Origin of the sequence: Pseudomonas sp. EpS/L25 (genome assembly GCF_001512295.1) — a bacterium.
Lineage (GTDB): Bacteria > Pseudomonadota > Gammaproteobacteria > Pseudomonadales > Pseudomonadaceae > Chryseomonas.
Genome location: NZ_LNUP01000017.1, coordinates 45,196 through 67,778, shown reverse-complemented (window position 1 = coordinate 67,778; position 22,583 = coordinate 45,196). Strand labels below are relative to the sequence as shown.

The following is a 22,583-nucleotide window of genomic DNA, read 5'->3' as shown; positions in this document are numbered from 1 at the left end:
TGTTCCAACTCATGCGTATGCGTCTTCTAGTAGTGGGCGGGGAAAGCGCCCTGGGCAAGGCGCTGTTGACCGCCGGTGCCGAAGCCGGCATCGATCTCATTGCGCCCGCGGCACCGGCCGAGGGCTGGTATGCCGCCGAGCTGACCGAGGTTCTGGACCGAGTGCGGCCGGGAGCGGTGATCAATCTCGCCTATTATCATCACTGGCTGCAGGCGGAGGCCTTCGTGCCGGCGCTGATGCAGCGCCAGGCGCTCGCCGTGCAGCGGCTGGCCGGTCTCTGCCAGCACTACCAGATTCCCCTGATCCAACCCTCCAGCTATCAACTTTTCGATGGCTCGCGCGTGGCCGGCTATAGTGAAAAGGATCTTCCGCGACCTCCTGGGGCGCGCGGCGAGGCACTTTGGCGCGTCGAGCAGCTGGTACGGGCGTTGTGCCCGATGCACATCCTGCTGCGCCTGGGCTGGGTGCTGGACGATTCGCGCGATGGGCGCCTGGGCCGCCTGTTGGGGCAGCTGACGACCGAGCAGGTCGTGCCTCTGGCCAGCGACCGGCGGGGTAACCCGACCACCGTGGGCGATGCTGCACGGGTGCTGCTGGCCGTCGTCAAGCAGCTTGACTGCGGGGCGCCGCTATGGGGGACCTACCATTACGGCGCCCAGGAAGCGGTGTCGGAGCTCGGGTTGGCCGAGACGGTCGCCATGCTCTGGCAGGAGTTCGACCGGCCGGTGCGTTGCGAATGGCAGGAGGTGGCGCACCTGGAGCGCGCCGATGCCGCGGAAGAGCCACAACACGGGGTGCTGATCAGTCGCAAGCTGCTCAACACCTTCGGGATCAAGGCACGGCGCTGGCAGCAGGAGCTGCCGGCGCTGTTGCAGGGCTTTCGGCAGGACGAGGTAGGTTTCGATGAGTGATGCGCCCATTTTGATCACGGGTGGGGCCGGTTTCATCGGCTCGCACCTGGCCGATGCGCTGCTGGCGCGGGGCAAACGCGTGCGGGTACTGGACGACCTGAGTACCGGCAAGCGTGAGAATCTACCGCTGGATGATGAGCGTATCGAGCTACGGGTGGGCGACGTGGCCGATGCCGAGAACCTGGAAGCTGCGGTAGCGGGCTGCGCGGCGGTGGTCCACCTGGCCGCGGTGGCCTCGGTGCAGGCGTCGGTGGAGGATCCGGTGGGTACCCACAGGGCCAACTTCATCGGCACCCTGAATCTGTGCGAGGCCATGCGCAAGGCTGGGATCAAGCGCGTGGTCTACGCCTCCAGCGCGGCGGTCTATGGCGCCAATGGCCAGGGCCAGGCCATCGACGAGGAACTGCCGAAGGCCCCGCTGACGCCCTATGCTGCAGACAAGCTGGCCGGCGAGTATTACTTCGATTTCTATCGCCGCCAGCACGGGCTGGAGCCGGCTATCTTCCGCTTCTTCAACATCTACGGCCCGCGTCAGGACCCATCGTCGCCCTATTCGGGGGTGATCAGCATCTTCACCGAACGCGCGCGGCGCCAGACGCCGATCACGGTGTTCGGCGATGGCGAGCAGACCCGTGATTTCGTCTACGTGGCCGATCTGGTGGACATCCTGGTGCAGGCGCTGGAAGCCCCCGCGGTGGCCGCCGGTGCGGTGAATGTAGGCCGTGGCGAGACCATCAGCCTGAACGGCTTGCTGGCCGAGATTGGCCAGGTGCTCGGCGGTTTGCCACAGGTGACCCATGGCGCGGCGCGCTCGGGGGATATCCGCCATTCGAAGGCGGATAACAGCCGGCTGCGCGAGCGCTTCGACTTCAGCCGACCTACGAGCATGGGCGCGGGCCTGGCGGCCCTGCTGGGAGACTGAACAAGACCGGCACCCAGGCGCCGGTTTTCGTTTGGGCGAGACTGGAGCTCATTCAAGGTCTCGCGAGCTAGAGACAAACAAGGCGAAAGACCTGGGGAAGTGGATCGGACTCGCGCTCGACCGGGCTCGCGCTCGAGTTTACGAGTGGTAAATGAGCATTGCGACGGGGCCGCCCAGGCGGGGCTGGCGACCCAGGGTCTTTTGGGCGCCGGCTTGTCCGACGTACAGCAGACCTTGCACAGGCCCTTAGAAGCGATAGCCCAGGCCAACCATATAGACCCAGGGATCCACGTCCAGATCGACCTTGGCGCGGGCGCCGAGGGCGGTGTTGTCGACGTGGGCGGTGGTGGATATGTCGATGTAGCGGATCTGGGCGTTGAGCATCACCCGGTCGGTGAGCATGACGTCGGCGCCGACCTGAGCCGCCCAGCCCCAGGAGTTGTCGGCGCGGAAGTTGTCGAAGCCGGCGGCGCTGGCGCCGCTGCCGACGTGTTCGTCATAGATCCAGGTGTAGTTCAGGCCGGCGCCGACATAGGGCTGGACCGTCGCCTTGGCGTCCAGGGGGTAGTAGACCAGGCTGAGGGTCGGCGGGAGATGCTTGAGACTGCCCAGCTTGCCGTTGGCGGCGTCCAGCCCGGTGCCCTTGATGTTGACCTGGTGCTCGAAGGGGGTGGCCGCCAGCAGTTCGAGACCCAGGTGGTCGGTGAGCATGTAGGCGAAGTTCAGACCCAGCTGGGTGTCACTGTCCATGGTCGCCTTGCCGCCGAGATTGGCGCCGCTCAGGGCGCCCCTATCGATCTTTACGTCGGAGCTGCGCTCGTGGGGATCCACGGTGATGGCGCCGGCGCGCAGGATGATATCGCCGGCCTGGTGGGCCTGGGCAAGGGGGGTGGCCAGGGTGAGGGCGAGCAGGCTGAGACGGAAGAGGGGACGCATGGCGGGGGCTCCGAAGCATTGAAAAATGGCTGGGAGCAGCCTAGCGAAGCCGAAACGCCGAACTCTTGATCTCGCTCAAGCGTGGGGCAGATCCCCTCAGGAACCGTCGCCCTTGAGGATGTAGGGGAGGATACGCTGGGCCTGCAGCCAGTAGCCGGCGACGGCCACCTCGCTGCGCTGGGTGCCCACGCCGAGACGGCCTTCTACCCAGTAGGGCAGGTGCAGCTTGGACAGCCAGAGGTCGTGGCTGCCCTTGACGTAGACGATCTGGTTGCCCGGTGGTGGCGGTACGTGGATGCAGGCACCGTAGTAGGGCACCAGCAGGAATTCGGTGACCTCGCCCTCCTCGGTAACCATCAGTGGCACCACGTAGCCGGGCAGGCGCACTTCCTGGCCATCCAGCGCGGCCACCGTGGGGGCATCCGGCCAGGGCTGGCTGGCGGCCGGGCCGTCTTCGCCAAGACCATGGTCGACGCTGCCGGGATTGAAGCGCGGCGCATCGGCGGGGACCAATTCGCGCCAGGCGAGCTGGCGGGGTTCGGCCTGCACCCAGGGCAGCCAGCAGAGCAACAGCAGGAGCGCCAGGCGCATGGTGGGGGCCTCGTCTACAAACGCACGGACAACCCGTCCGTGAGGGCCTGGCGACAGCCGCGCCAGGCCGGAATGCAGCCGAGCACCAGCGCCGCGAGCAGGATACCGCCGAGCAGTTGCCCATCGTAGAGCGAGGGCCAGTCCAGCGGCAATGCCAGGCCGTATTCCGCCAGCAGCCAGGGCCGACCGATGGCGATGGCGCCGTAGAGCAAGGCCAGACCGCCCAGGCAGCCAGCCAGGGTGAGGGCGAGGGCCTCGGCCAGCAGCAGGCCGAACAGGTGGCGTGGCTGGGCGCCGACCGAGCGCAGGATGGCCATCTCCCGTCGCCGCTCGTTGAGGCTGGCGAGCAGCGCGGTCAGCATACCGACCAGGCCGGTGAGCACCACGCACAGCGACATCACCAGCAGTGCCTGTTCCGCCGTACCGAGCAGGCCCCAGAGTTCCTGCAGGGCCACGCCGGGCAGGATGGCCAGCAGCGGCTCGCCGCCGTAGTCATTAATCGCGCGCTGGAGGGCGAAGGTGGCCACCCGGCTCTTGAGACCGACCAGGGCGGCGGTGAGGTCCTTGGGCGTGAGATCGCGCTGGCGGACCTCGGCGTCGCTCAGCGAGGGGCCAGGCATGCCGCCGCGCCAATCCAGGTGCAGGGCGGTCATGCCGGTGAGCGGGATGTGCAGGGTACGGTCGACCGGGGTGCCCGTGGGGGCGAGGATGCCGACCACGGTAAAGGGGTGGTCGCTGTGCTCGGTCAGGCTGATGGTGGCGACGCCATGGGCCAGCACGAGTTTCTCGCCCAGGCGATAGTGCAGCGCCTTGGCCACTTCGGCGCCCAGCACTACCTCGAAGACGTCATTGAAGGGCCGGCCCTGGGCAAGGCGTAGCGGCTGGTTGCGCCCGTAGTGATAGTGGGCGAAATAGTTACTGTCGGTGCCCAGTACCCGGTAACCGCGGTGGGAGTCACCGAGGGACAGCGGGATGGTCCAGGCCACGCGGGGGTCGGCGGCGAGCTTCTCGTAGCTCTCCCAGCGGATGTTGTTGGTGGCGTTGCCGATGCGGAAGACCGAGTAGAGCAGCAGGTTGACCGCGCCGGAGCGGGCGCCCACCACCAGGTCGGTACCGGCGATGGTGCTGGCGAAACTGGCCTTGGCCTCGGTGCGCAGGCGTTCGACACCCAGCAACAGGGCCACCGAGACGGCGATGGTGAAGACGGTGAGCAGGGCAGTGGCGCGGCGATTGCGCAGGCTGGCCCAGGCCAGTTGCAGGAGGGGCATCCTAGGTCTCCGGACGGGCGGCGTTGAGCTGGGCCAGGGTCAGGTGGCGGTCGAAGCGATTGGCCAGACTGCGGTCGTGGCTGACGAACAACAGGCCGGCACCGGCGGCAGCGCATTCGGCGAACAGCAGCTCCAGGAAGGCATCGCGGTGATCGCTGTCCAGCGCCGAGGTGGGCTCGTCGGCGATCACCAGTTCCGGCTGGCCGATCAGGGCGCGGGCGGCGGCGACTCGCTGCTGCTGGCCGATGGATAGCTCGCGGGCCGGGCGCTTGGGCAGGCTGGGATCGTTCAGCCCCAGGGCGTGGAGCAGGGTGAGCGCGGCGCGCTGGGGAGTGCCGTGGCGCGTGCTGGCGCGTTCACGGCGCAGGGCCGAGAACTGGCAGGGCAGCAGGACGTTGTCCAATACCGAGAGAAAGGGCAGCAGGTTGAATTGCTGGAAGAGAAAGCCCGAGTGATCGACACGAAAGCGATCGCGCCGGGCGGTGGCAAGCTGCCCGAGATCCTGGCCGAGCAATCGGACCTGGCCACGGCTGGGACGCTGCACGCCGCCGAGCAGGCCGAGCAGGGTGGTCTTGCCGCTGCCCGAGGGACCTTCGAGGAACAACGCCTCGCCCCGTGCCAGCGAGAAGCGCCGGATGTCCAGGCATTCCGCCTGACCGGGCCAGGCGAAGCCGAGGCCTTCGATCTCGACCAGGGGCGTCGTGGTCAAGGCCGCCTTACCACTTCAGCTGCGGTTGCTTGGCCGTCAGCTCGGCGCCTTGTTGGCCGCTGGCGACGATGGCCTGGACCTCGACGCTATGGCTGTTGGGGAAGTGGGCGAACCAGCCAGTGAGATCCAGGCTGTCGAGGGCGGCCGGCTTGCTGCAGCTGAAGCTCATGCTGGCTTCCACGTCCAGATGGCCGCTCGTCTTGGTGTCCGCGGCGAACAGGGGGCTGACGGCCGTGGCTTCGGCCAGTTTGCACTCAGCCGCGGCCGGCAGCTTCACCAGCGCCTGGGGATTTTCCAGCGCCTGCCGGAGGGCGGCGACGGCGTCCTTTTCCGCCTGGCTGCGCGGGGCGTGCTCGAAACCCACCAGATCGGCTGCCGGACTACGCCACTGCAGCTCCAGGCCGGTGTCGGTCTGGGCCATATCGAGATGGGATTCGCCATGCACATGGGCGCCGAGTGAGCCGTGCTCATGCTCGTCGTGGTCATCCTGGGTGCCATGGGCAAAGGCGGGTTGCGCGAGCGCGGCAGCAAGGCAGAGGGTCAGCAGGGGCAGGCGCATGGGAAGCTTCCGGTGAGCGAGAAGGCGCTATGTTATGTTGTAGCTTTTGCGCGCCGCAACCTTGGTTTGGCGTCGACCGGTGGCTGTGGGAGCATGGGCCTCTGCACGACGAGGAGAACACCATGGTACGCATTCGCGGAACCATCGGCAGCCAGCCCGTGGATTTGACGGTGGAGCTGGATGATGCCGACTGGCAGCGCCTGGCCGCCGCCCTGCGCCCAGCGGAGGCACCCGTAGCTGCCATGGCCGCCGCGACCCCCAGCGGCCCCAAATCGGGTGGCGACATGCTGTGGGATCAGGTGGTGAAGTTGCTCAGCTCAGCCGGGCGGCTGAGCGGGCCGGACATCCTCGTGGCGCTGGAGAAGCTGACCGGCAATCTCGGGGTGGCCAAGCAGCTGCTGGTACGACTGCGGCATAGCCCGCAGGTGCGCATGGAGCGGGTGGGGGAGGCGCAGTTCTATATCTGGCAGGGGTGATCTGGCTGGTGGGCAGTGGAAAACGCTGTGCGGTTTTCCACGCTACGCAATGTCCACCGCGGCGGGTGAGGTCCCGCTGTGGATAAGGCTGCGTCCAGCACGAGGCAGCCTTTATCGATGGGCGTCTAGTACAGCGCCTGGTACAGCCGGCGGCGGTAGGTGGCGACCAGCGGGTGGTCGTTGCCCAGCAGGTCGAAGACCTGCACCAGGGTCTTGCGCGGCAGGTCGTCGCCGTAGCCGCGATTGCGGCGGAACAGTTCCAGCAGACCATCCAGTGCCGGCTCGTATTGCTGGCGAGCCAGTTGCTGCACGGCCAGCTGGTAGGCGGCTTCGTCGTCGCCGGCATCGCGGGCCAGGCGGCTCTTGAGGTCGGCGACCTCGGGCAGACTTTCGGCCTGGCGCAGGAAGGTCAGCTGGGCGCGGGCTCCGGCCAGGGCCTGCTTGTGTTCGTCGCCCTTGACCGCATCCAGCACCGCCTGGGCGTCATCCAGTTCACCGCGCTCGGCCAGGCAGCGGGCATAGAGGATCAGCGCCAGGGCATTGCTGTTGTCTTCTTCCAGGAGGGCCTTGAGCAGCGCCTCGGCGTCGGCGAAACGACCCTCGGCGAACAGCGCCTGGGCCGCCTCCAGCGGGTCTTCCTCGGCCGGTGGCAGTGCCTGGACATGGGGTTCGAGCAGGGCACGGATGGCCGATTCAGGCTGGGCGCCGGCGAAGCCGTCCACCGGCTGGCCGTCCTTGAACAGCACCACGGTGGGCAGGCTGCGGATGCCGAATCTCATCACCAGCTCCTGCTCGATGTCGCAGTTGACCTTGGCCAGGTGCAGGGCGCCGCCGTAGGACTCGGTGATCTTGGCCAGCAGCGGCATCAGCACCTTGCAGGGCGCGCACCACTCCGCCCAGAAGTCCACCAGCACCGGGGTAGTGAAGGAGGTATCGATGACCTGTTGCTGGAAGGTATCGAGGGTGGCGTCGAAAATGTAGGGGACCTGGCTCATGGCGGACTCGGCAAACGAAAGATGCACTATAGGTGGGGGCGCCGAGCTTGGAAACAAGGCAGGCCGGTTCAGCCCTGGTAGAGCGCCACGCGGCGGAATTCGTCCGGCTCGGCCAGATCCGGCAGGGTGCAGACCTGGAGCATGGCGATCCGGGTGAAGCGAGGGTGGGCGAGGTCCCGTATCCGCGAATCGGCCAGCAATGTCGTCTTGGCGCGAGCTTGCAGGAGGTCCAGCAGTGGCAGGTTGGCACGGTCGTAAAGGACATCGGCGGCCAGGATGAGATCGAAGCGCTCGGTGCTGGCATGCAGATCGTCCAGCGTCTCGATCTGCATCGCGTTGGCCTGGGCATTGGCGCGGCAGGCTTTCAATGCCAGCGGATCGAGGTCGCAGCAGACCACCCGGGCTGCCCCGGCCCGGGCGGCGGCCAGACCGGCGACGCCCGAGCCACTGCCGAAATCCAGCACCTGGCGCTCGGCGACCGAGTCGGGGTTGGCGGCAATCCACTGCGCCAGGGCCAGGCCGCTGGCCCAGCAGAAGCACCAGTAGGGCGGTGCCTCCAACAGGCGCTGGGTTTCTGCGGGAGAGAAGGCTCGAGCCATGTTGGCCGGGTCGATCAGCCACAGCGACAGGTCGCTGTCGGGCAGGGCCTGCAGCCTGAGCTGGGCGTCGCCGAGCAGTGTCGCTAGGGCGGCGGCGAGATCGGCGGGCGGCGTCACGGAGTCTGGTTAAGCACCAGTTCGCCGAGGTTCTGCGTGGTGGGCCCCCCCACACTCACCGGCGGCAAATAGCTGGCCAACTGACCAGCCTGGATCAGGCGGGCGTGAAATTCCACCTTGAGATCCGGGCGGGAGGGGAAGATCTCGGGGTTGAAGGGCAGGCGGAACGCCAGGGGCGCGCCCTTGCCGGTCACCGTCTCGCTGGCCAGCAGGCGTTGCGGCAGGCCCTTGGCGTTGACTGCCAGCAGGGCGATCTCCACCTGGGCGCCGGCCGGGACCAGCCCCTGGGCGTTGCGCAGTACACCGGAGATCTCGCGCAGATTGGCCGGGGTGGGAGCGCCCGCCACCGGAACCGGCTCGTCGGCCGGGGTGGTGGGCTGCGGCGGGGTAGCTTCGGGTGGGCTGGAGCAGGCCGCGAGCAGACCGGTGAACAGCAAGGGCAGGAGGACGCGTGGGGTCATGGCAGGATCCGGAGGTCGCGGCCGGCGAGGGCTGCACGGGAGGCTGGGGAGGTCGTCGAACACAGGGCGTTCTTATAGCTCGGCGGCCCCTGGCTGTCGATTCGTCCGGCACCCGGAGGTTCCCGGCAAGGAGTGATCGGGTACCATGAGGGCTTTCCCTTCCAGCGATCGACTCTCCCATGCATTGTCCCTTCTGCGGCGCCCACGACACCAAGGTCACCGATTCCCGGCTGGTTGCGGCCGGCGAGCAGGTGCGTAGGCGGCGCGAGTGTCTGGCCTGCCAGGAGCGCTTCACCACCTTCGAGACCGCTGAACTGGTGTTGCCGCGGCTGATCAAGCAGGACGGCACTCGCCAGCCCTTCGACGAGGACAAGTTGCGCGCCGGTATGCAGCGTGCGCTGGAGAAGCGGCCGGTGAGCGTGGAGCGCCTGGAAGAGGCCATCGCCCTGATCAAGCATCGGCTGCGCGCCACCGGCGAGCGGGAGATCCGTTCACGGGTGGTGGGCGAGCTGGTGATGGACGAGCTGCGCAAGCTCGACCAGGTGGCCTACATCCGCTTCGCCTCGGTCTATCGGCAATTCCAGGATCTGGCCGAATTCCGCGACGAGATCGAGCGCCTGGCCCAGGACCCGGGCAAGCAGCCGGTATGAGCGTCGCCAACGGGATGAGTGACGAATTCTGGATGGCCCGCGCCCTGGCGCTGGCGGCCCTCGGCCGCTACAGCACGGCGCCCAATCCGCGGGTGGGCTGCGTGATCGTCCGCGCTGGCCAGGTAGTGGGCGAGGGTTGGCATCGCCTGGCCGGCGAACCCCATGCCGAGGTGCATGCCCTGCGCCAGGCCGGGCAGGCCGCACGCGGCGCCACTGCCTATGTGACCCTGGAACCCTGCAGCCACCATGGCCGTACCCCGCCCTGCGCCGATGCCCTGGTCGCGGCTGGCGTGGCCGAGGTGGTGGCGGCCATGACCGATCCCAATCCGCTGGTGGCCGGCCGTGGCCTCGCGCGTCTCGCCGCCGCCGGCATCGCCACCCGCGCCGGGGTGCTGGAGGCCGAGGCGCGAGCCCTCAATGCCGGATTCATCCAGCGCATGCTCACCGGGCGGCCCTTCGTGCGGGTCAAGCTGGCGCTGAGTCTGGATGGCCGGACCGCCATGGCCAATGGCGAAAGCCAGTGGATCACCGGTCCGGTGGCGCGCCAGAGCGTCCAGCGACTGCGTGCCGAGGCGGGCGTGGTGATCACCGGCGCCGATACCGTGCTGGCCGACGGCGCGCGCCTCACTGTTCGGCAGAGTGAGTTGGGCCTGACCGGCGACGACCTGGAGCTGGCCACCCTGCGTACGCCGCAGCGTCTGCTGGTCGATGGCCGCGGCCGGGTGCCGCTCACGGCGCCCTTCTTCCAGGCTGGCGCGGCGCGGGTCGCCGGTATGGCCGCCGAAGCGCCGGCCTATGCGCTTGCCGGTCACGACTACCTGGCACTGCCGGGTGCCAACGGTCAGGTCGACCTGGCGGCCTTGCTGACCCGCCTGGGTTCGGAGCAGGTCAATGACGTCCTGGTGGAAGCCGGCCCGCGTCTGGCCGGTGCCTTCGCCCAGGCCGGGCTGGTCGACGAGTATCACCTGTTCCTCGCGCCCAGGTTCCTCGGCTCCAGCGCCCGACCGCTGCTGGACTGGTCGCTCGAGCACCTGGCCGAGGCGCCACAGCTCACGATCCTCAGCGCCACGGCCGTAGGCGCGGATCTACACCTCATCGCGCGGCCTGTCCGCGACACCTGAGGCCCCTGGCCCCCCGCCTGCGAACTGTGTTACAAAACCTGCGCTGCCTTCGGGTGGCGAGTTCTCAGGGCGGGGTGTAATTCCCCACCGGCGGTAACGCCCGATCAGTCGGGACGAGCCCGCGAGCGCTCCTTCGCCCTCTGCGGCGGGGGAGGTCAGCAGACCCGGTTGGATTCCGGGGCCGACGGTCATAGTCCGGATGAGAGAGAACGGGATAGCCTCACCTGGCAGGGGTGCAAGCCTCTGTCCGTCTGATTTCCCTTCTGTCCGTACGCCCTGTTTTTTCACCGAAACAGGAGTTCGTCGATGTCGATCTGCACTGCCTTTTCGGCTCCGCCTCGTGGAGGCCTGAGCTGATGTTCACCGGAATCATCGAAGCCCTCGGCGAGATCCGCGCCCTTACGCCCAAGGGTGGGGACGTACGCCTCTATGTCGCCACTGGCAAGCTCGACCTTGCCGACGTCAAGCTCGGCGACAGCATCGCCGTCAACGGGGTCTGCCTCACCGCCGTCGAGCTGCCCGGTGACGGCTTCTGGGCCGACGTCAGTCGCGAAACCCTGAGCCTCACCAGCCTGGGCGGCCTCAAGCCCGGCAGCAAGGTCAACCTGGAAAAGGCGCTGATGCCCACCAGTCGCCTCGGCGGCCATCTGGTCAGCGGCCACGTGGACGGTCTCGGCGAAGTGGTGTCCCGTGCCGATAACGCCCGGGCGGTGCAGTTCCGCCTGCGCGCCCCGGCTGAATTGGCGCGCTACATCGCGCTCAAGGGCTCCATTACCGTGGATGGCGTCAGCCTCACGGTTAACGCGGTGGACGGCGCCGAATTCGAGCTGACCATCGTCCCCCATACCCTTGGCGAGACCATCATGGCCGACTACCGCCCCGGGCGCCGGGTGAACCTGGAGGTGGACCTGCTGGCCCGCTATCTGGAGCGCCTGCTGCTGGGTGACAAGGCCGCCGAATCCGCCAAGGGCGGGCTCACCGAACACTTCCTCGCCGAACACGGCTATCTGCAGCGCTAAGGACGACACCGTGGCACTTTCCAGCATCGAAGACATCATCCAGGACATCCGCGCGGGCAAGATGGTCATCCTCATGGACGACGAGGACCGCGAGAACGAAGGCGACATCATCATCGCCTCCGAATGCGTCACCGCCGAACACATCAACTTCATGGCCCGCCATGCCCGTGGCCTGATCTGCATGCCCATGAGCAAGAGCCTCTGCGAGCGGCTCAACCTGCCGATGATGGCCAGCCGCAACGCCTCCGGCTTCGGCACCAAGTTCACCGTCTCCATCGAGGCCGCCGAGGGCATCAGCACCGGCATCTCCGCCGCCGACCGCGCGCGTACCGTGCAGGCGGCCATCGCCAAGGACGCCAAGCCCGGCGACGTGGTCAGCCCCGGCCACATGTTCCCGCTGATGGCCCAGCCCGGTGGCGTGCTGGCCCGTGCCGGCCATACCGAGGCCGCCTGCGACCTGGCGCGCATGGCCGGTTTCGCCGAGAGCGGGGTGATCTGCGAGGTGATGAACGACGACGGCACCATGGCCCGTCGCGACGAACTCGAAGCCTTCGCCGAGCAGCACGGCCTCAAGGTCGGCACCATCGCCGACCTCATCCACTACCGCCTGCTCCACGAGCACACCGTCAAGCGCATCGACGAGCAACAGCTTGAGACCGAACTCGGCTCCTTCAAGCTGGTGACCTACCGCGACGAGGTGGAGCGTGACGTCCACCTGGCGCTGATTCGTGGCGACCTCGATAGCCAGGAGTTGCCGCTGGTGCGGGTGCACAACATGGACCCGCTGCGCGACCTGCTGCAGGTCCATCAGCCGGGCCGTTGGAGCCTGCGTGGCGCCATGGAGCGCGTGGCCCGCGAAGGCGCCGGCGTGGTGCTCTTGCTCGGTCACTCCCTGGAAGGCGACGACCTACTGGCGCACCTGCGGGAGCCGCTGCCGGTGCCCAAGGCGCTGTCCACCTATAGCACCGTCGGCGCCGGTTCGCAGATCCTGCGCGACCTGGGCATTCGTCAGATGCGCCTGCTCAGCTCGCCGATGAAGTTCAACGCCATATCCGGCTTCGACCTGGAAGTAGTAGAATATCTGCCTCCTGAAGAATGACCCTTCCGCCTGGCGCGCCTCGCCCGGGTGGTGTGGCGCGCTTCACCTGGATTTCCACGGACGGCCTGGCATTGCCGGCCGTCCGGCTCTTTGACAACTGGACCCGCACATGAATATCAAGACCTTTGAAGGTACCTTCATCGCTCCCCAGGGCCGCTTCGCCCTGGTGGTCGGCCGTTTCAACAGCTTCGTCGTCGAGAGCCTGCTGCAAGGCGCCATCGACGCGCTGGTGCGTCACGGCATCAAGCCGGACGACCTGACCATCATCCGCGTTCCCGGCGCCTTCGAGATTCCGCTGGCCGTGCAGAAGATCGCCCAGCGCGACGAATTCGACGCCATCATCGCCCTCGGCGCGGTGATCCGCGGCGGTACCCCCCACTTCGAATACGTGGCCGGCGAGTGCACCAAGGGCCTGGCTCAGGTCTCCATGGAATTCGGCGTACCGGTGTCCTTCGGCGTCCTGACCGTCGACTCCATCGAGCAGGCCATCGAGCGCTCCGGCACCAAGGCCGGCAACAAGGGCGCCGAAGCCGCCCTGTCCGCGCTGGAAATGGTCAGCCTGCTGGCGCAGTTGGAGGCCAAGTGAGCGGCGATCTGACTCCGCCCGCGGCAGGCAAGCCCGCAGGCAAGAAGGCCCCCACCGGCAAGTTGGCGGCGCGGCGCGAAGCACGCAGCCTATCGGTACAGGCCCTGTACCAGTGGCACATGGCGGGCCAGGCGATCAACGAGATCGAGGCGCAGTTTCGCGTCGACAACGATTTCGCCAAGGTCGACGGCGCCTATTTCCATGAAATCCTCCATGGCGTCCCGGCCAACAAGGGCGAGATCGACGGGCTGATCCTGCCCTGCCTGGACCGTGCCATGGACGAGGTCGACCCGGTCGAGCTCGCCGTGCTGCGATTGTCCTGCTACGAGCTGCTCAAGCGCATCGACGTGCCCTATCGCGTGGTGATCAACGAGGGCATCGAGCTGGCCAAGATCTTCGGCGCCACCGACGGCCACAAGTTCGTCAACGGCGTGCTGGACAAGCTGGCGCCCAAGCTGCGCAGCGCCGAGTTGCGCGGCAAGCGCTGATACCTCGCGTCGGCATGGGTGAATTCGAGCTCATCCGTCGCTATTTCGCCACGGCGCCCTGCGCCCGTGGCGGACCCGGCGTGGCCCTGGGCATCGGGGACGACTGCGCCCTGCTGGCACCTGCTCCGGGTGAGCAACTGGCGGTGTCCACCGATACCCTGACCGCCGGGGTGCATTTCCCCGATCCCTGCCCGGATGCCTTCGGCCTCGGCCAGCGTGCCCTGGCGGTGAGCGCCAGCGACCTGGCCGCCATGGGCGCCGCGCCCCTGGGCTTCACCCTGGCGCTGACCCTGCCGGCCGTCGAGCCGACGTGGCTGGAAGGCCTGGCGGCGGGACTCGCGCAGATGGCCGAGCAGTGCGAGCTACGCCTGGTCGGCGGTGACACCACCCGCGGCCCACTGTCCCTTACCCTCACGGTCTTCGGCCAGGTGCCGGCCGGTCAGGCGTTGCTACGCAGTGGTGCCCGTCCGGGCGATCTGCTGTGCCTGGGCGGTGCGCCTGGCGAGGCGGGCGGGGCCTTGCCCTTCGTCCTCGGTCAGCGCGCGCCGGAGGGCGACGCCAGTCGGCACCTGCTGGCACGCTACTGGGCGCCCCAGCCGCAATTCGCGCTGGGCCTCTGGCTGCGGGGACGGGCGACGGCGGCCCAGGACGTCTCCGATGGCCTGGTGGCCGATTGCGGCCATATCGCCGTGGCCTCCGGAGTACGGCTGGTGGTGGAGACGGCCCGGCTGCCGGTGAGTCCGGCACTGGCCGAGCTGTTTCCGGTAGACGAGATGCTGCGCCTGGCCCTGGGCGCGGGTGATGACTATCTGCTGGTCTTCACCCTGCCAGCGGAGCAGGCGCCGGCCCTGGCCGCCGCCTGGCCCGAGGCGCGGGTGATCGGCCGGGTCGAGGCGGGCAGTGGCGTCACGGTGCTCGCTGCCGACGGTCAGCCGCTGACCCCGATACACACCGGTTTCCAACATTTCTAGCGCCCTGGCGCGGAGTCCTTCCTTGAGCGAACACCAAGCCCCCGCCCAGCCGGCCCCCTTGTCGGTCTGGCGCGATCCCTGGCACTTCCTGGCCTTCGGCCTCGGCTCCGGTACCCTGCCCAGGGCGCCCGGTACCTGGGGTTCGCTGATCGCCTTGCCCTTCGTACCGCTGTGGCACCTGCTCACCGGCTGGAGCTATCCGCTGTTGCTGGTGGCTCTCACCCTGTTCGGCTGCTGGCTATGCGGCAAGGTCGCCCGCGAACTGGGTGTGCACGACCACGAGGGCATCGTCTGGGACGAGATGGTCGGCATCTGGATCACCTTCTGGCTGGCGCCACCGGGGTTGATCTGGCTGCTGGTGGGTTTCGTCGCCTTCCGCGTACTAGACATCTGCAAGCCCTGGCCAATCCGCTGGCTGGATGTCAATGTCCGCGGCGGTGTCGGCATCATGGTCGACGATGTGCTGGCCGGCATCCTCGCCTGGCTGGTGGTTCAGGGACTACATCTCGGTTGGGGTCATCTCGTCGGCTGACGGGACACGGGCCCAAGGAGCAGGGCGTGAAAAGACTCGGTACCTGCGGCCTCATGCTGGCCGTCAGTACGTTCGCCTGGGCGCAGCCCCAGGTGAGGGTCGTGGGGTTGTTCAATGGCGCGGCGGTGGTCAACGTCAATGGCCAGCGCAAGCTGCTCAAGGTCGGACAACGTCTCGACGACGTCGAGGTGGTCAGCGCGGATTCCCAGCAGGCGGTGCTGCGCATCGACGGCCGGACCCAGACCTTTACCCTCGACCGCGAATACAGCGACGGCTATAGCGCGCCCCAGCGCCGCGAATTCAGCGTGCCGCGCAGCAACAACGGTCATTACCAGGTCAATGCCAGCATCAATGGTCGCTCGCTGGCCCTGCTGGTGGATACCGGTGCCACCAGCGTCGCCCTTAGCGCTGCCCAGGCCGACCAACTGGGCATCAAGTACCGTGACGGCACCCCGGGCTGGGTGGAGACCGCCAGTGGTCATGCCCGCGCCTGGCGCACCACCCTCAACCAGGTCCGCCTGGGCGATATCGAGGTACTGGGCGTGGAAGCCATGGTGCTGGAGGGCGACTATCCCAGCCAGGGCCTGCTGGGCATGAGCTTCCTCAATCGGGTCGGCTGGCGCGAGGCCCAGGGTATCTTCTATGTCCAGGCGCGCTGAGAGCCTGTTCAAAATCTGCTGCGCGTCGGCCAAGCTGCGTTGAAAAGGGCCTGGGTCGCCAGCCCGGCCTAGGCGGCCCCGTCGCAATGCTCATTTACCACTCGTAAACCCGAGCGCGGGTCCGATCCGCTTCCTCAGCCATTTGATTCGCTGGCGCTCACCCTACGGGCCAGCCGTTGGCTGTTACTCCCGTTGGTCGTTGCGCCTTGCTTGGCTCTAGCTCGCGAGGTTTTGAACAGGCTCTGATAGATCGCGACGTGTCATCGTCATAACCCCAGGCGATGACGCCGGGCCGGGGGAAAAGGTTACAATGTACGTCTTTCCCCGCCAGGAGCCCGCAGGTGTCCGTCGTCTTTGTCGCCGCCTCCCAACTGCCCACCCCCTTCGGCCTGTTCACCATGCACGGTTTCCTCGACGAGACCGATGGCAAGGAACATGTCGCCCTGACCTTCGGTGACGTGGCCGATGGCGAGCCGGTGCTGGGCCGCCTGCATTCCGAATGCCTGACCGGCGACGCCCTGTTCAGCCTGAGATGCGATTGCGGCTTCCAGCTGGAGGCGGCGTTGCGCGCCATCGCCGAAGCCGGACGTGGGGTGCTGCTCTACCTGCGCCAGGAAGGGCGGGGCATCGGCCTGCTCAACAAGATCCGCGCCTACGAGCTGCAGGACGCCGGGGCCGATACGGTGGAGGCCAACGAACGCCTGGGCTTCGGCGCCGATCAGCGCACCTACGCCCTGTGCCAGCCGATGCTCGAGCACCTCGGCATCAATTCGCTGCGGCTGATGACCAACAATCCGCGCAAGGTCAAGGCGCTGGAGGCCCTGGGCATTCCGGTGGCGGAGCGAGTACCGCTGCAGGAAGGTCTCAATCCGCACAACCGGCGTTATCTACTGACCAAGGCCGGCAAGCTCGGCCATATGCTCGGCAATCTGCATCAGAACGAAGAGACCGCCGAGTCCTGATCAACCGGTCGTGCGCGCCGGCTCCAGGCGCTGCGCGGCTTCTTGCAATTCCAGTACCTGCTGATCCACGTTGCGGCTGGCGCCGAGGGTGGCCTGGGCCAGGTCGGCGCTGCGCCGGGCCTGGTCCAGACTGGCTTCGGTCCGTACCTGCAACTGGCTGCCGCTGGCATCCAGGCTGTCCAGGGTATGGCTGATCTGGGTCAGGTGCTCCTGCAGCAGGCCGACATCGCGGTCGATGGCGCCGAGCGCTTCCTGGGCCTGGTCCGAGCGGGTGCGCGAGGTCTGGGCGTCTTCCTTGCAGCGCTGCATGGCGGCCACCGCCTGTTCCGACAGGGCGCGGATCTGGTCGAGAATGCTGGCGATCTCCCGAGTCGAGTCCGCCGAGTGATTGGCGAGGCGGCGCACCTCGTCGGCCACCACGGCGAAGCCTCGCCCCTGGTCACCGGCGCGGGCCGCCTCGATGGCGGCGTTGAGCGCCAGCAGGTTGGTCTGCTCGGCGATGCCACGAATGGTATCGGTGACATGCCGTACGGCATGGGTCTGCTCGTTCAGCGCGCTGATGGTCCCGGCGGACGTGCCTATGGTGCCGTCGAGGGTCTCCAGGTCACGGGCCACCTGGCTCACCAGCAGATTGCCGTTGTCGCTGCCACAGCGCGCACGCTGTGACAGGCCGCTGCTGTCGCGAACGTGGGCGGCCATTTCCTGACTGCCCTGCAGCATGAGCTGCATGGCCTGGGCATTGGCCTCCGCCGCCTGGCGCTGTTGCTCGGCCTCCTGGCTGGCGTGCTGGGCACCGCGTTGGAGGCCTTCGGCGTCCTTGCCGAGGGTCTGGGTGACGTGCTTGACGGTCTGCAGCGAATTGTCCAGTCGGTCGACGAAGCTGTTGATCCAGGTCGCCAGTTCGCCGGCTTCGTCAGCGCGGAAGCCTTGCCGATCCAGCCGTTGTTCGAGACTGCCGCCGCATTCGGCGATGTCCAGGAAGAAGTCGCAGATCCTGCGCAGGCGGCGGGTGCAGGGCGCCACCACCAGGGTGCCGTAGAGCAGGGCGGCGAGGCCTGCACTACCCAGGGCGAAGGCGCCCTGCCAGGCCGGTTGCCAGAGGCTCAGGGCGGCCTGCAGGCCCCAGGCACCGCCCGCCAGCAGCAGGGCGCCGAGCAGCAGGTGCTGGGTCAGGCTGCCGCCGCGATAGGCCTCTTCCAGATCGGCCTCGCACAGCAGGCCCCAGGTGTCCGGCGAACCCGGTAGTTGCAGGGTGAGGCCGGCCCCTATCACCGGGACGTGGCGGTAGTCGGAGTAGCCGGGATAGGCGACGAAGAGGTTGCGGCCCTTGCGGATGGTCTCGCGTACCCCGGGATGCAGCTCCTTGGTCGCCGGCGCGGTGAATTTCAGTTCGAATTCGGTGTGTTCGCGCACCCGGACCGTGCCGAAGGGCGTCGCCACCCCCTGCTTGAGGTTGTCACCGGCGGTGAAGGTGGCGTCTTCGAAGCGCGAGCGCGACAGTGCCGTTCCCGCGGCGATGCTGGGATCGGCGACGGCCTTGATCATGAACAGATAGTTGTCGCCGGAGTCCGGGAAGACGTGGCCCGCCTCACGCTGGATGAGATCGCTGAGCACGTCGTTGGGCAGGCGCAGGCAGAGGCAGCCCAGCGGCCGGCCCGCCTGGCGCAGTGGCTGGTGGAACATGAGGGTGACGGCATCATGGAAGGCCGAGGTGGTCGGCCCCAGGGCCTGGGTGACCGGATCGCGGTAGGGGCCTTGCAGGAAGGGCCCCTGCAGGCCGCGGGCGAGTGCCTGGCCGTCGTGCCGGCTACCCTGGCGCTGGCGTGCGGTGGAGGCGAGGATCAGGCCCTGGGCATCGACCACGAAGAGCTCCGAGGCACTGGAGAGATGCGCCAGGGATTCGTCCAGGCTACGCGAATCGAGATTCGGCCAATCGGCTTCGAGCACGGCGGCGACACGTTGCAACTGCTGCCAGTGCCTTTGCGTCCAGGACAGCAGCAGGTCTCGCCGGGTATTGGCCAGGCCGGTGAAGGTCTTTCCCAGGCGTGCCTGGCGACCCCCGTTACGCAGACAGGCCCAACCGCGGGCGAACTTGCCATTGCGGCCCAGCCAGGGCAGCCAGCGGCGCTCTTGGCCGCTCAATTCCATGTCGCTCATGAAGCCAAGTCCTTGCAGCCGATAGGGATAACGCCTTATCGGCTAGCATGAGCGAGGCTTGAACCCCGAGCTAGAGGGGGTTGGACGAGGCGGCGAGATGGCGGGACCAGCGGCGTGGTCGCCTGGCTCAGGCCGAGGCGCCGCGGGCCAGGCGGGGTGCCTCGGAGGTTGGCGTGGCGTCCAGCAGCGCCATCCGCTCGCGTACCGCACGCTCGATGCCGGCAGTGTCCAGACCGCACTCGGCCAGCATCTCGGCCGGTTTGGCGTGTTCGATGTAGCTGTCCGGCAAGCCGAGATTGAGCACCGGCAGGACCAGGGCATTGGCCTGCAGGAATTCGTTGACCGCGCTGCCGGCGCCGCCCATGACGCTGTTCTCCTCGACGGTGACCAGCAGGTCGTGGTCGGCGGCGAACTGGCGGATCAGGGCCTCGTCCAGCGGCTTGACGAATCTCATGTCGGCCACGCTGGCGTCCAGGCGCTCGGCGACCTGCAGGGCTTCGGCCAGTTGCACGCCGAAGACCAGGAAGCCGACCTTGGGGCCATTCTTCAGGCTGCTCTGGCGCCGTACCACGCCTTTACCGATGGGCAGGGGCTCCAGGCCCGGATCCAGGGCGGCGTTGGGGCCGCTGCCGCGTGGATAGCGCACCGCGGCGGGGCCCTGGTGACGATAGCCGGTGGTCAGCAGGCGGCGCAGCTCGTTTTCGTCGCTGGGCGCCATGATCACCATGCCGGGGATGCAGCGCAGGTAGGCCAGGTCGAAGCTGCCGGCGTGGGTCGGGCCGTCTTCGCCCACCAGACCGGCGCGGTCGATGGCGAAGAGCACGTCCAGGTTCTGCACCGCCACGTCGTGGATCAGCTGATCGTAGGCGCGTTGCAGGAAGGTGGAATAGATGGCCACCACCGGCTTCATGCCGTCGCAGGCCAGGCCGGCGGCCAGGGTCACCGCGTGCTGCTCGGCGATGGCCACGTCGAAGTAGCGCTCGGGGAAGCGCTCGGCGAAGCGGATCAGGTCGGAGCCTTCCTTCATCGCCGGGGTGATGCCCACCAGCTTGGCATCGGCGGCGGCCATGTCGCACAGCCAGTCACCGAAGATGTTGGAGTACTTGGGCGCGCCTGGGCGCTTGGGCTTGGCGTCCAGCGGTTCCAGCTTGGTGATGGCGTGGTAGCCGATGGGGTCGGCCTCGGCGATGGACAGGCCCTTGCCCTTGCGGGTGACGACGTGGAGGAACTGCGGGCCCTTGGCATCGCGCAGATTGCGCAGGGTGGTGACCAGGGTCGGCAGGTCGTGGCCGTCGATGGGGCCTATGTAGTTCCAGCCCAGCTCCTCGAACAGGGTGCCGGGGACCAGCATTCCTTTGGCCGCTTCTTCGGTGCGGCGGGCGATCTCCCAGGCGCCGGGCAGCTTGGAGAGGGCCTTCTTGCCGTTCTCGCGCAGGTGCTGGTAGGTGCGGCTGGAGAGCAGCCGCGCCAGGTAGTTGGACAGGCCGCCGACGTTGCGCGAGATGGACATGTCGTTGTCGTTGAGCACCACCAGCATGTTGGCGCCGGTGTCCGAGGCGTGGTTGAGCGCCTCGAAGGCCATGCCCGCGGTCAGGGCGCCATCGCCGATCACCGCCACCGACTTGCGCTCGATGCCCTGCAGCTGGGCGGCGATGGCCATGCCCAGAGCCGCGCCGATGGAGGTGCTGGAATGGCCGACGCCAAAGGTGTCGTACTCACTCTCGCTACGGCGCGGGAAGGCGGCCAGGCCGTCCTTCTGGCGCAGGCTGGCCATGCCTTCGCGACGGCCGGTGAGGATCTTGTGCGGATAGGCCTGGTGGCCGACGTCCCACACCAGCCGGTCTTCCGGGGTGTCGAAGACGTAATGCAGGGCCACGGTCAGTTCGATGACGCCCAGGCCGGCGCCGAAGTGACCGCCGGTCTGACCCACGGTCCACAGGAGAAAGGCGCGCAGTTCGTCGGCGACGGCTTCCAGCTCGGCGTCACCGAGCTGGCGCAGCTGGACCGGCGAGTCGATGCGGTCGAGCAGGGGCGTCGCGGGACGCTGGCGGGGAATCTCGTGAAACGTCTTGGGCATCTGGCTGATCACTTTGCGCAGAGAATTCGGCAGTTTACCCGATGCCCGCGTGGCATCCCAACAGCGGGCAGGGCGTCTTGTTATGCCCCTGTGACAACGGACCCGGTGGCAAATGCGGCCCGGGTCACGAAGATTTCCGCGAGCAGCGGCTCAGCTGCGCCGCCCGACAATGTAGCGGGCCAGGGCACGCAGGGGTTCGGCGCGTTCGCCCAGGTGCGCGATGGCGGTCAGCGCCATGTCGCACAGCTCCAGGGCATAGGCCTTGGCCGCGTCCAGGCCGAGCAGCGCCGGGTAGGTCGGTTTGTCGCGGGCGAGATCGGCGCCCTGGCGCTTGCCCAGGGTCTGAGTGTCGCTCTCGATGTCGAGCACGTCGTCCCAGACCTGGAAGGCCAGGCCGATGGCCTGGGCGTAGCGGGCCAGGGCCTCACGATCGGCCGCGGTGGCGGCGCCACTGGCGAGGGCGCCGAGCTGCACGCTGGCGGCGATCAGGGCGCCGGTCTTGTGCAGGTGCATGGTCTCCAGTGCCGGCTGGTCGATGCGCCGGCCCACCGACTCCAGGTCGATGGCCTGGCCGCCGACCATGCCCGCCGGGCCGCTGGCGCAGGCCAGTACCGCGACCATCTCCAGCCGCACCGTGGCGTCCTGGGGCGCCGCCAGCAGGGTCTCGAAGGCGAGGGTCTGCAGGCCGTCGCCGGCAAGGATGGCGCAGGCCTCGTCATAGGCCTTGTGGGTGGTGGGCCGACCGCGGCGCAGGTCGTCGTCGTCCATGGCCGGCAGGTCGTCATGCACCAGGGAATAGGCGTGGATCAGCTCCACGGCGCAGGCCGCCTGATCGGCGCGTGCCGGATCGCCGCCCAGCGCCTCGCAAGCGGCGTAGACCAGCAGCGGTCGCACCCGCTTGCCGCCGCCCATGACGCTGTAGGCCATGGCTTCGTAAAGCCGACCGAGTTCCGGACGCGGCGCTGCGAAGAGAGGTGCGAGGGCGCTGTCGACGCGGGCCTGGCAGCGTTGCTGGTAGGCCTCGATCATGCCTCGTCCTCGGTGGGGGCGAAGGGGGCGGCGCTGAGTTCGCCGTCCTTCTCCAGCAGGATCTGCACCTTCTGCTCGGCCTGGGCCAGGGCGCCCTGGCATTCGCGGGTCAGGCGGATGCCCTGTTCGAAGGCGCCGAGGGAGTCTTCCAGGGACAGCTCGCCGCTTTCCAGGCGCTCCACCAGGATCTGCAGTTCGGCCAGGGATTGTTCGAAGTCGGGAGCTTTCTTGCGGGCCATCGGGATTCTCGGCAGAGGCGATCGGGTCGCGGGAAGTGGGCAACAGGTTGGCCATTGTGCCACAGCCATCGGCGCCGCTTGACGCCGTGCCGGGCCAAGCCCTAGGGTAGCGCTCATGAACACGCGCAGCCGCCTACGCCCCAGCATTATTACCGCCATTACCTGATGGCGGGACAGCGTTAGCTGCGCAACCAGACCCGCCCAAGAGGCGGGTTTGTACGTTCTGACTCCTGGGCCCCGACGAAACACCCCAGGAGCCCGCCATGACCGTCCAGGAACCCGCCACCGATCTCTTGCAGCGCTATGCCCGCAAGATCCTCGAAGCCCCCGTCTACGACGTGGCGATCGAAACGCCCCTGCAACCGGCGCGGGCGCTGTCCGAGCGGCTGGGCTGCCAGGTGCTGCTCAAGCGCGAAGACCTGCAGCCGGTGTTCTCCTTCAAGATCCGTG

General features: G+C 67.9%; 25 protein-coding genes, 1 pseudogene and 1 riboswitch. Of the genes and pseudogenes, 14 read left to right on the top strand and 12 right to left on the bottom strand.

Features of this window, described 5'->3' with window-relative positions; genetic code table 11:
* The first annotated feature begins 11 nt into the window (after positions 1–11).
* Together AR540_RS22060 and AR540_RS22055 are read left to right on the top strand one after the other, a co-directional pair.
* Entirely contained in the window at positions 12–911 is a 900-nt protein-coding gene (locus AR540_RS22060; RefSeq protein ID WP_059232144.1) for a sugar nucleotide-binding protein, read from the top strand.
* Positions 904–1,833 (top strand): NAD-dependent epimerase/dehydratase family protein, encoded by a 930-nt coding sequence (locus AR540_RS22055; protein WP_059232143.1) that lies wholly within the window; start codon positions 904–906, stop codon positions 1,831–1,833. Before AR540_RS22060 ends, AR540_RS22055 begins: the two co-directional genes overlap by 8 nt.
* Before the next feature lie 246 nt (positions 1,834–2,079).
* On the opposite strand, the gene AR540_RS22050 is transcribed toward AR540_RS22055, so the two are convergent.
* The 5 genes from AR540_RS22050 to AR540_RS22030 form a co-directional block, all read right to left on the bottom strand.
* The gene (locus AR540_RS22050) at positions 2,080–2,769 is read right to left on the bottom strand and encodes an OmpW/AlkL family protein (protein ID WP_059232142.1); all 690 of its coding nucleotides are present in this window, start codon (positions 2,767–2,769) and stop codon (positions 2,080–2,082) included.
* A 96-nt stretch (positions 2,770–2,865) separates the two neighbouring features.
* Entirely contained in the window at positions 2,866–3,360 is a 495-nt protein-coding gene (locus AR540_RS22045; RefSeq protein ID WP_059232141.1) for a DUF3299 domain-containing protein, read from the bottom strand.
* 14 nt (positions 3,361–3,374) lie between these two features.
* Positions 3,375–4,628: an ABC transporter permease gene (locus tag AR540_RS22040; protein ID WP_059232140.1), complete on the bottom strand. Its 1,254-nt coding sequence runs from the start codon at positions 4,626–4,628 to the stop codon at positions 3,375–3,377.
* Between the two features lies 1 nt (position 4,629).
* Positions 4,630–5,337 carry an ABC transporter ATP-binding protein gene (locus tag AR540_RS22035; RefSeq protein ID WP_059232139.1) on the bottom strand — a complete coding sequence of 236 codons (708 nt, stop codon included), beginning with the start codon at positions 5,335–5,337 and terminating at the stop codon, positions 4,630–4,632.
* A gap of 7 nt (positions 5,338–5,344) precedes the next feature.
* On the bottom strand, positions 5,345–5,896 hold the full coding sequence (locus AR540_RS22030) for a ZrgA family zinc uptake protein (protein WP_059232138.1): 552 nt from the start codon (positions 5,894–5,896) through the stop codon (positions 5,345–5,347).
* Between the two features lie 122 nt (positions 5,897–6,018).
* Here AR540_RS22030 and AR540_RS22025 point away from each other — a divergent pair, with 122 nt between their 5' ends.
* Positions 6,019–6,372 carry a hypothetical protein gene (locus AR540_RS22025; RefSeq protein WP_059232137.1) on the top strand — a complete coding sequence of 118 codons (354 nt, stop codon included), beginning with the start codon at positions 6,019–6,021 and terminating at the stop codon, positions 6,370–6,372.
* Between the two features lie 125 nt (positions 6,373–6,497).
* Here the strand turns inward: AR540_RS22025 and trxA are convergent, their stop codons facing one another.
* The 3 genes from trxA to AR540_RS22010 all read right to left on the bottom strand — a co-directional run bounded on the left by trxA (position 6,498) and on the right by AR540_RS22010 (position 8,544).
* On the bottom strand, positions 6,498–7,367 hold the full coding sequence (trxA, locus tag AR540_RS22020; RefSeq protein ID WP_059232136.1) for a thioredoxin: 870 nt from the start codon (positions 7,365–7,367) through the stop codon (positions 6,498–6,500).
* Between the two features lie 68 nt (positions 7,368–7,435).
* Complete coding sequence (locus AR540_RS22015) at positions 7,436–8,083, bottom strand: class I SAM-dependent methyltransferase (RefSeq protein WP_059232135.1); 648 nt, start codon at positions 8,081–8,083, stop codon at positions 7,436–7,438.
* On the bottom strand, positions 8,080–8,544 hold the full coding sequence (locus AR540_RS22010) for a YbaY family lipoprotein (protein WP_059232134.1): 465 nt from the start codon (positions 8,542–8,544) through the stop codon (positions 8,080–8,082). Before AR540_RS22010 ends, AR540_RS22015 begins: the two co-directional genes overlap by 4 nt.
* A 179-nt stretch (positions 8,545–8,723) precedes the next feature.
* Here AR540_RS22010 and nrdR point away from each other — a divergent pair, with 179 nt between their 5' ends.
* The 10 genes from nrdR (at position 8,724) to ribA (ending at position 16,631) form a co-directional block, all read left to right on the top strand.
* Positions 8,724–9,194, top strand: a complete 471-nt coding sequence (nrdR, locus tag AR540_RS22005) for a transcriptional regulator NrdR (protein WP_007161213.1) — start codon at positions 8,724–8,726, stop codon at positions 9,192–9,194.
* Positions 9,191–10,315 carry a bifunctional diaminohydroxyphosphoribosylaminopyrimidine deaminase/5-amino-6-(5-phosphoribosylamino)uracil reductase RibD gene (ribD, locus tag AR540_RS22000; RefSeq protein WP_059232133.1) on the top strand — a complete coding sequence of 375 codons (1,125 nt, stop codon included), beginning with the start codon at positions 9,191–9,193 and terminating at the stop codon, positions 10,313–10,315. The genes nrdR and ribD overlap by 4 nt, the downstream gene beginning before the upstream one ends.
* 56 nt (positions 10,316–10,371) lie before the next feature.
* A riboswitch (FMN riboswitch) is annotated at positions 10,372–10,530 on the top strand.
* 141 nt (positions 10,531–10,671) lie between these two features.
* Entirely contained in the window at positions 10,672–11,334 is a 663-nt protein-coding gene (locus tag AR540_RS21995; RefSeq protein WP_059232132.1) for a riboflavin synthase, read from the top strand.
* Positions 11,335–11,344: 10 nt separating this feature from the next.
* Complete coding sequence (gene ribBA / locus AR540_RS21990; protein ID WP_059232131.1) at positions 11,345–12,433, top strand: bifunctional 3,4-dihydroxy-2-butanone-4-phosphate synthase/GTP cyclohydrolase II; 1,089 nt, start codon at positions 11,345–11,347, stop codon at positions 12,431–12,433.
* 109 nt (positions 12,434–12,542) lie between these two features.
* Positions 12,543–13,019 carry a 6,7-dimethyl-8-ribityllumazine synthase gene (ribH, locus tag AR540_RS21985; RefSeq protein ID WP_007161209.1) on the top strand — a complete coding sequence of 159 codons (477 nt, stop codon included), beginning with the start codon at positions 12,543–12,545 and terminating at the stop codon, positions 13,017–13,019.
* A gap of 8 nt (positions 13,020–13,027) precedes the next feature.
* Positions 13,028–13,507: a transcription antitermination factor NusB gene (nusB, locus tag AR540_RS21980; protein WP_027599169.1), complete on the top strand. Its 480-nt coding sequence runs from the start codon at positions 13,028–13,030 to the stop codon at positions 13,505–13,507.
* 14 nt (positions 13,508–13,521) lie between these two features.
* Positions 13,522–14,478, top strand: coding sequence for a thiamine-phosphate kinase (gene thiL / locus AR540_RS21975; protein WP_059232130.1), 957 nt, complete (start codon positions 13,522–13,524; stop codon positions 14,476–14,478).
* Between the two features lie 22 nt (positions 14,479–14,500).
* Positions 14,501–15,010 carry a phosphatidylglycerophosphatase A family protein gene (locus AR540_RS21970; protein WP_059232129.1) on the top strand — a complete coding sequence of 170 codons (510 nt, stop codon included), beginning with the start codon at positions 14,501–14,503 and terminating at the stop codon, positions 15,008–15,010.
* Between the two features lie 53 nt (positions 15,011–15,063).
* On the top strand, positions 15,064–15,669 hold the full coding sequence (locus AR540_RS21965) for a retropepsin-like aspartic protease family protein (protein ID WP_236712113.1): 606 nt from the start codon (positions 15,064–15,066) through the stop codon (positions 15,667–15,669).
* Between the two features lie 341 nt (positions 15,670–16,010).
* Positions 16,011–16,631: a GTP cyclohydrolase II gene (gene ribA, locus AR540_RS21960; RefSeq protein WP_059232127.1), complete on the top strand. Its 621-nt coding sequence runs from the start codon at positions 16,011–16,013 to the stop codon at positions 16,629–16,631.
* Here ribA and AR540_RS26710 read toward each other — a convergent pair.
* From AR540_RS26710 to AR540_RS21940, 4 genes and pseudogenes are all read right to left on the bottom strand, one after another.
* Positions 16,632–17,144 (bottom strand): annotated as a pseudogene (locus AR540_RS26710) (methyl-accepting chemotaxis protein); the annotation flags it as partial.
* Between the two features lie 1,771 nt (positions 17,145–18,915).
* Positions 18,916–20,865, bottom strand: coding sequence for a 1-deoxy-D-xylulose-5-phosphate synthase (gene dxs, locus AR540_RS21950; protein ID WP_059232125.1), 1,950 nt, complete (start codon positions 20,863–20,865; stop codon positions 18,916–18,918).
* Between the two features lie 150 nt (positions 20,866–21,015).
* Positions 21,016–21,894 carry a polyprenyl synthetase family protein gene (locus tag AR540_RS21945; protein ID WP_059232124.1) on the bottom strand — a complete coding sequence of 293 codons (879 nt, stop codon included), beginning with the start codon at positions 21,892–21,894 and terminating at the stop codon, positions 21,016–21,018.
* Positions 21,891–22,133 carry an exodeoxyribonuclease VII small subunit gene (locus AR540_RS21940; protein ID WP_059232123.1) on the bottom strand — a complete coding sequence of 81 codons (243 nt, stop codon included), beginning with the start codon at positions 22,131–22,133 and terminating at the stop codon, positions 21,891–21,893. The genes AR540_RS21945 and AR540_RS21940 overlap by 4 nt, the downstream gene beginning before the upstream one ends.
* A gap of 263 nt (positions 22,134–22,396) precedes the next feature.
* Between AR540_RS21940 and AR540_RS21935 the strand changes: the two genes are divergently transcribed.
* Positions 22,397–22,583 (top strand): pyridoxal-phosphate dependent enzyme (locus AR540_RS21935; protein ID WP_153014302.1); only part of this gene is annotated, 187 nt, incomplete at its 3' end.

Coding starts and splice junctions, on each gene's coding strand:
- AR540_RS21995 (WP_059232132.1), top strand. CDS start 10,672: ATGTTCACCGGAATCATCGAAGCCCTCGGCGAGATCCGCGCCCTTACG.
- AR540_RS21945 (WP_059232124.1), bottom strand. CDS start 21,894: ATGATCGAGGCCTACCAGCAACGCTGCCAGGCCCGCGTCGACAGCGCC.
- nrdR (WP_007161213.1), top strand. CDS start 8,724: ATGCATTGTCCCTTCTGCGGCGCCCACGACACCAAGGTCACCGATTCC.
- AR540_RS21940 (WP_059232123.1), bottom strand. CDS start 22,133: ATGGCCCGCAAGAAAGCTCCCGACTTCGAACAATCCCTGGCCGAACTG.
- ribD (WP_059232133.1), top strand. CDS start 9,191: ATGAGCGTCGCCAACGGGATGAGTGACGAATTCTGGATGGCCCGCGCC.
- ribH (WP_007161209.1), top strand. CDS start 12,543: ATGAATATCAAGACCTTTGAAGGTACCTTCATCGCTCCCCAGGGCCGC.
- AR540_RS22040 (WP_059232140.1), bottom strand. CDS start 4,628: ATGCCCCTCCTGCAACTGGCCTGGGCCAGCCTGCGCAATCGCCGCGCC.
- AR540_RS22055 (WP_059232143.1), top strand. CDS start 904: ATGAGTGATGCGCCCATTTTGATCACGGGTGGGGCCGGTTTCATCGGC.
- AR540_RS22025 (WP_059232137.1), top strand. CDS start 6,019: ATGGTACGCATTCGCGGAACCATCGGCAGCCAGCCCGTGGATTTGACG.
- dxs (WP_059232125.1), bottom strand. CDS start 20,865: ATGCCCAAGACGTTTCACGAGATTCCCCGCCAGCGTCCCGCGACGCCC.
- AR540_RS22060 (WP_059232144.1), top strand. CDS start 12: ATGCGTATGCGTCTTCTAGTAGTGGGCGGGGAAAGCGCCCTGGGCAAG.
- thiL (WP_059232130.1), top strand. CDS start 13,522: ATGGGTGAATTCGAGCTCATCCGTCGCTATTTCGCCACGGCGCCCTGC.
- AR540_RS21965 (WP_236712113.1), top strand. CDS start 15,064: ATGCTGGCCGTCAGTACGTTCGCCTGGGCGCAGCCCCAGGTGAGGGTC.
- AR540_RS22050 (WP_059232142.1), bottom strand. CDS start 2,769: ATGCGTCCCCTCTTCCGTCTCAGCCTGCTCGCCCTCACCCTGGCCACC.
- AR540_RS22010 (WP_059232134.1), bottom strand. CDS start 8,544: ATGACCCCACGCGTCCTCCTGCCCTTGCTGTTCACCGGTCTGCTCGCG.
- AR540_RS22045 (WP_059232141.1), bottom strand. CDS start 3,360: ATGCGCCTGGCGCTCCTGCTGTTGCTCTGCTGGCTGCCCTGGGTGCAG.
- AR540_RS22030 (WP_059232138.1), bottom strand. CDS start 5,896: ATGCGCCTGCCCCTGCTGACCCTCTGCCTTGCTGCCGCGCTCGCGCAA.
- trxA (WP_059232136.1), bottom strand. CDS start 7,367: ATGAGCCAGGTCCCCTACATTTTCGACGCCACCCTCGATACCTTCCAG.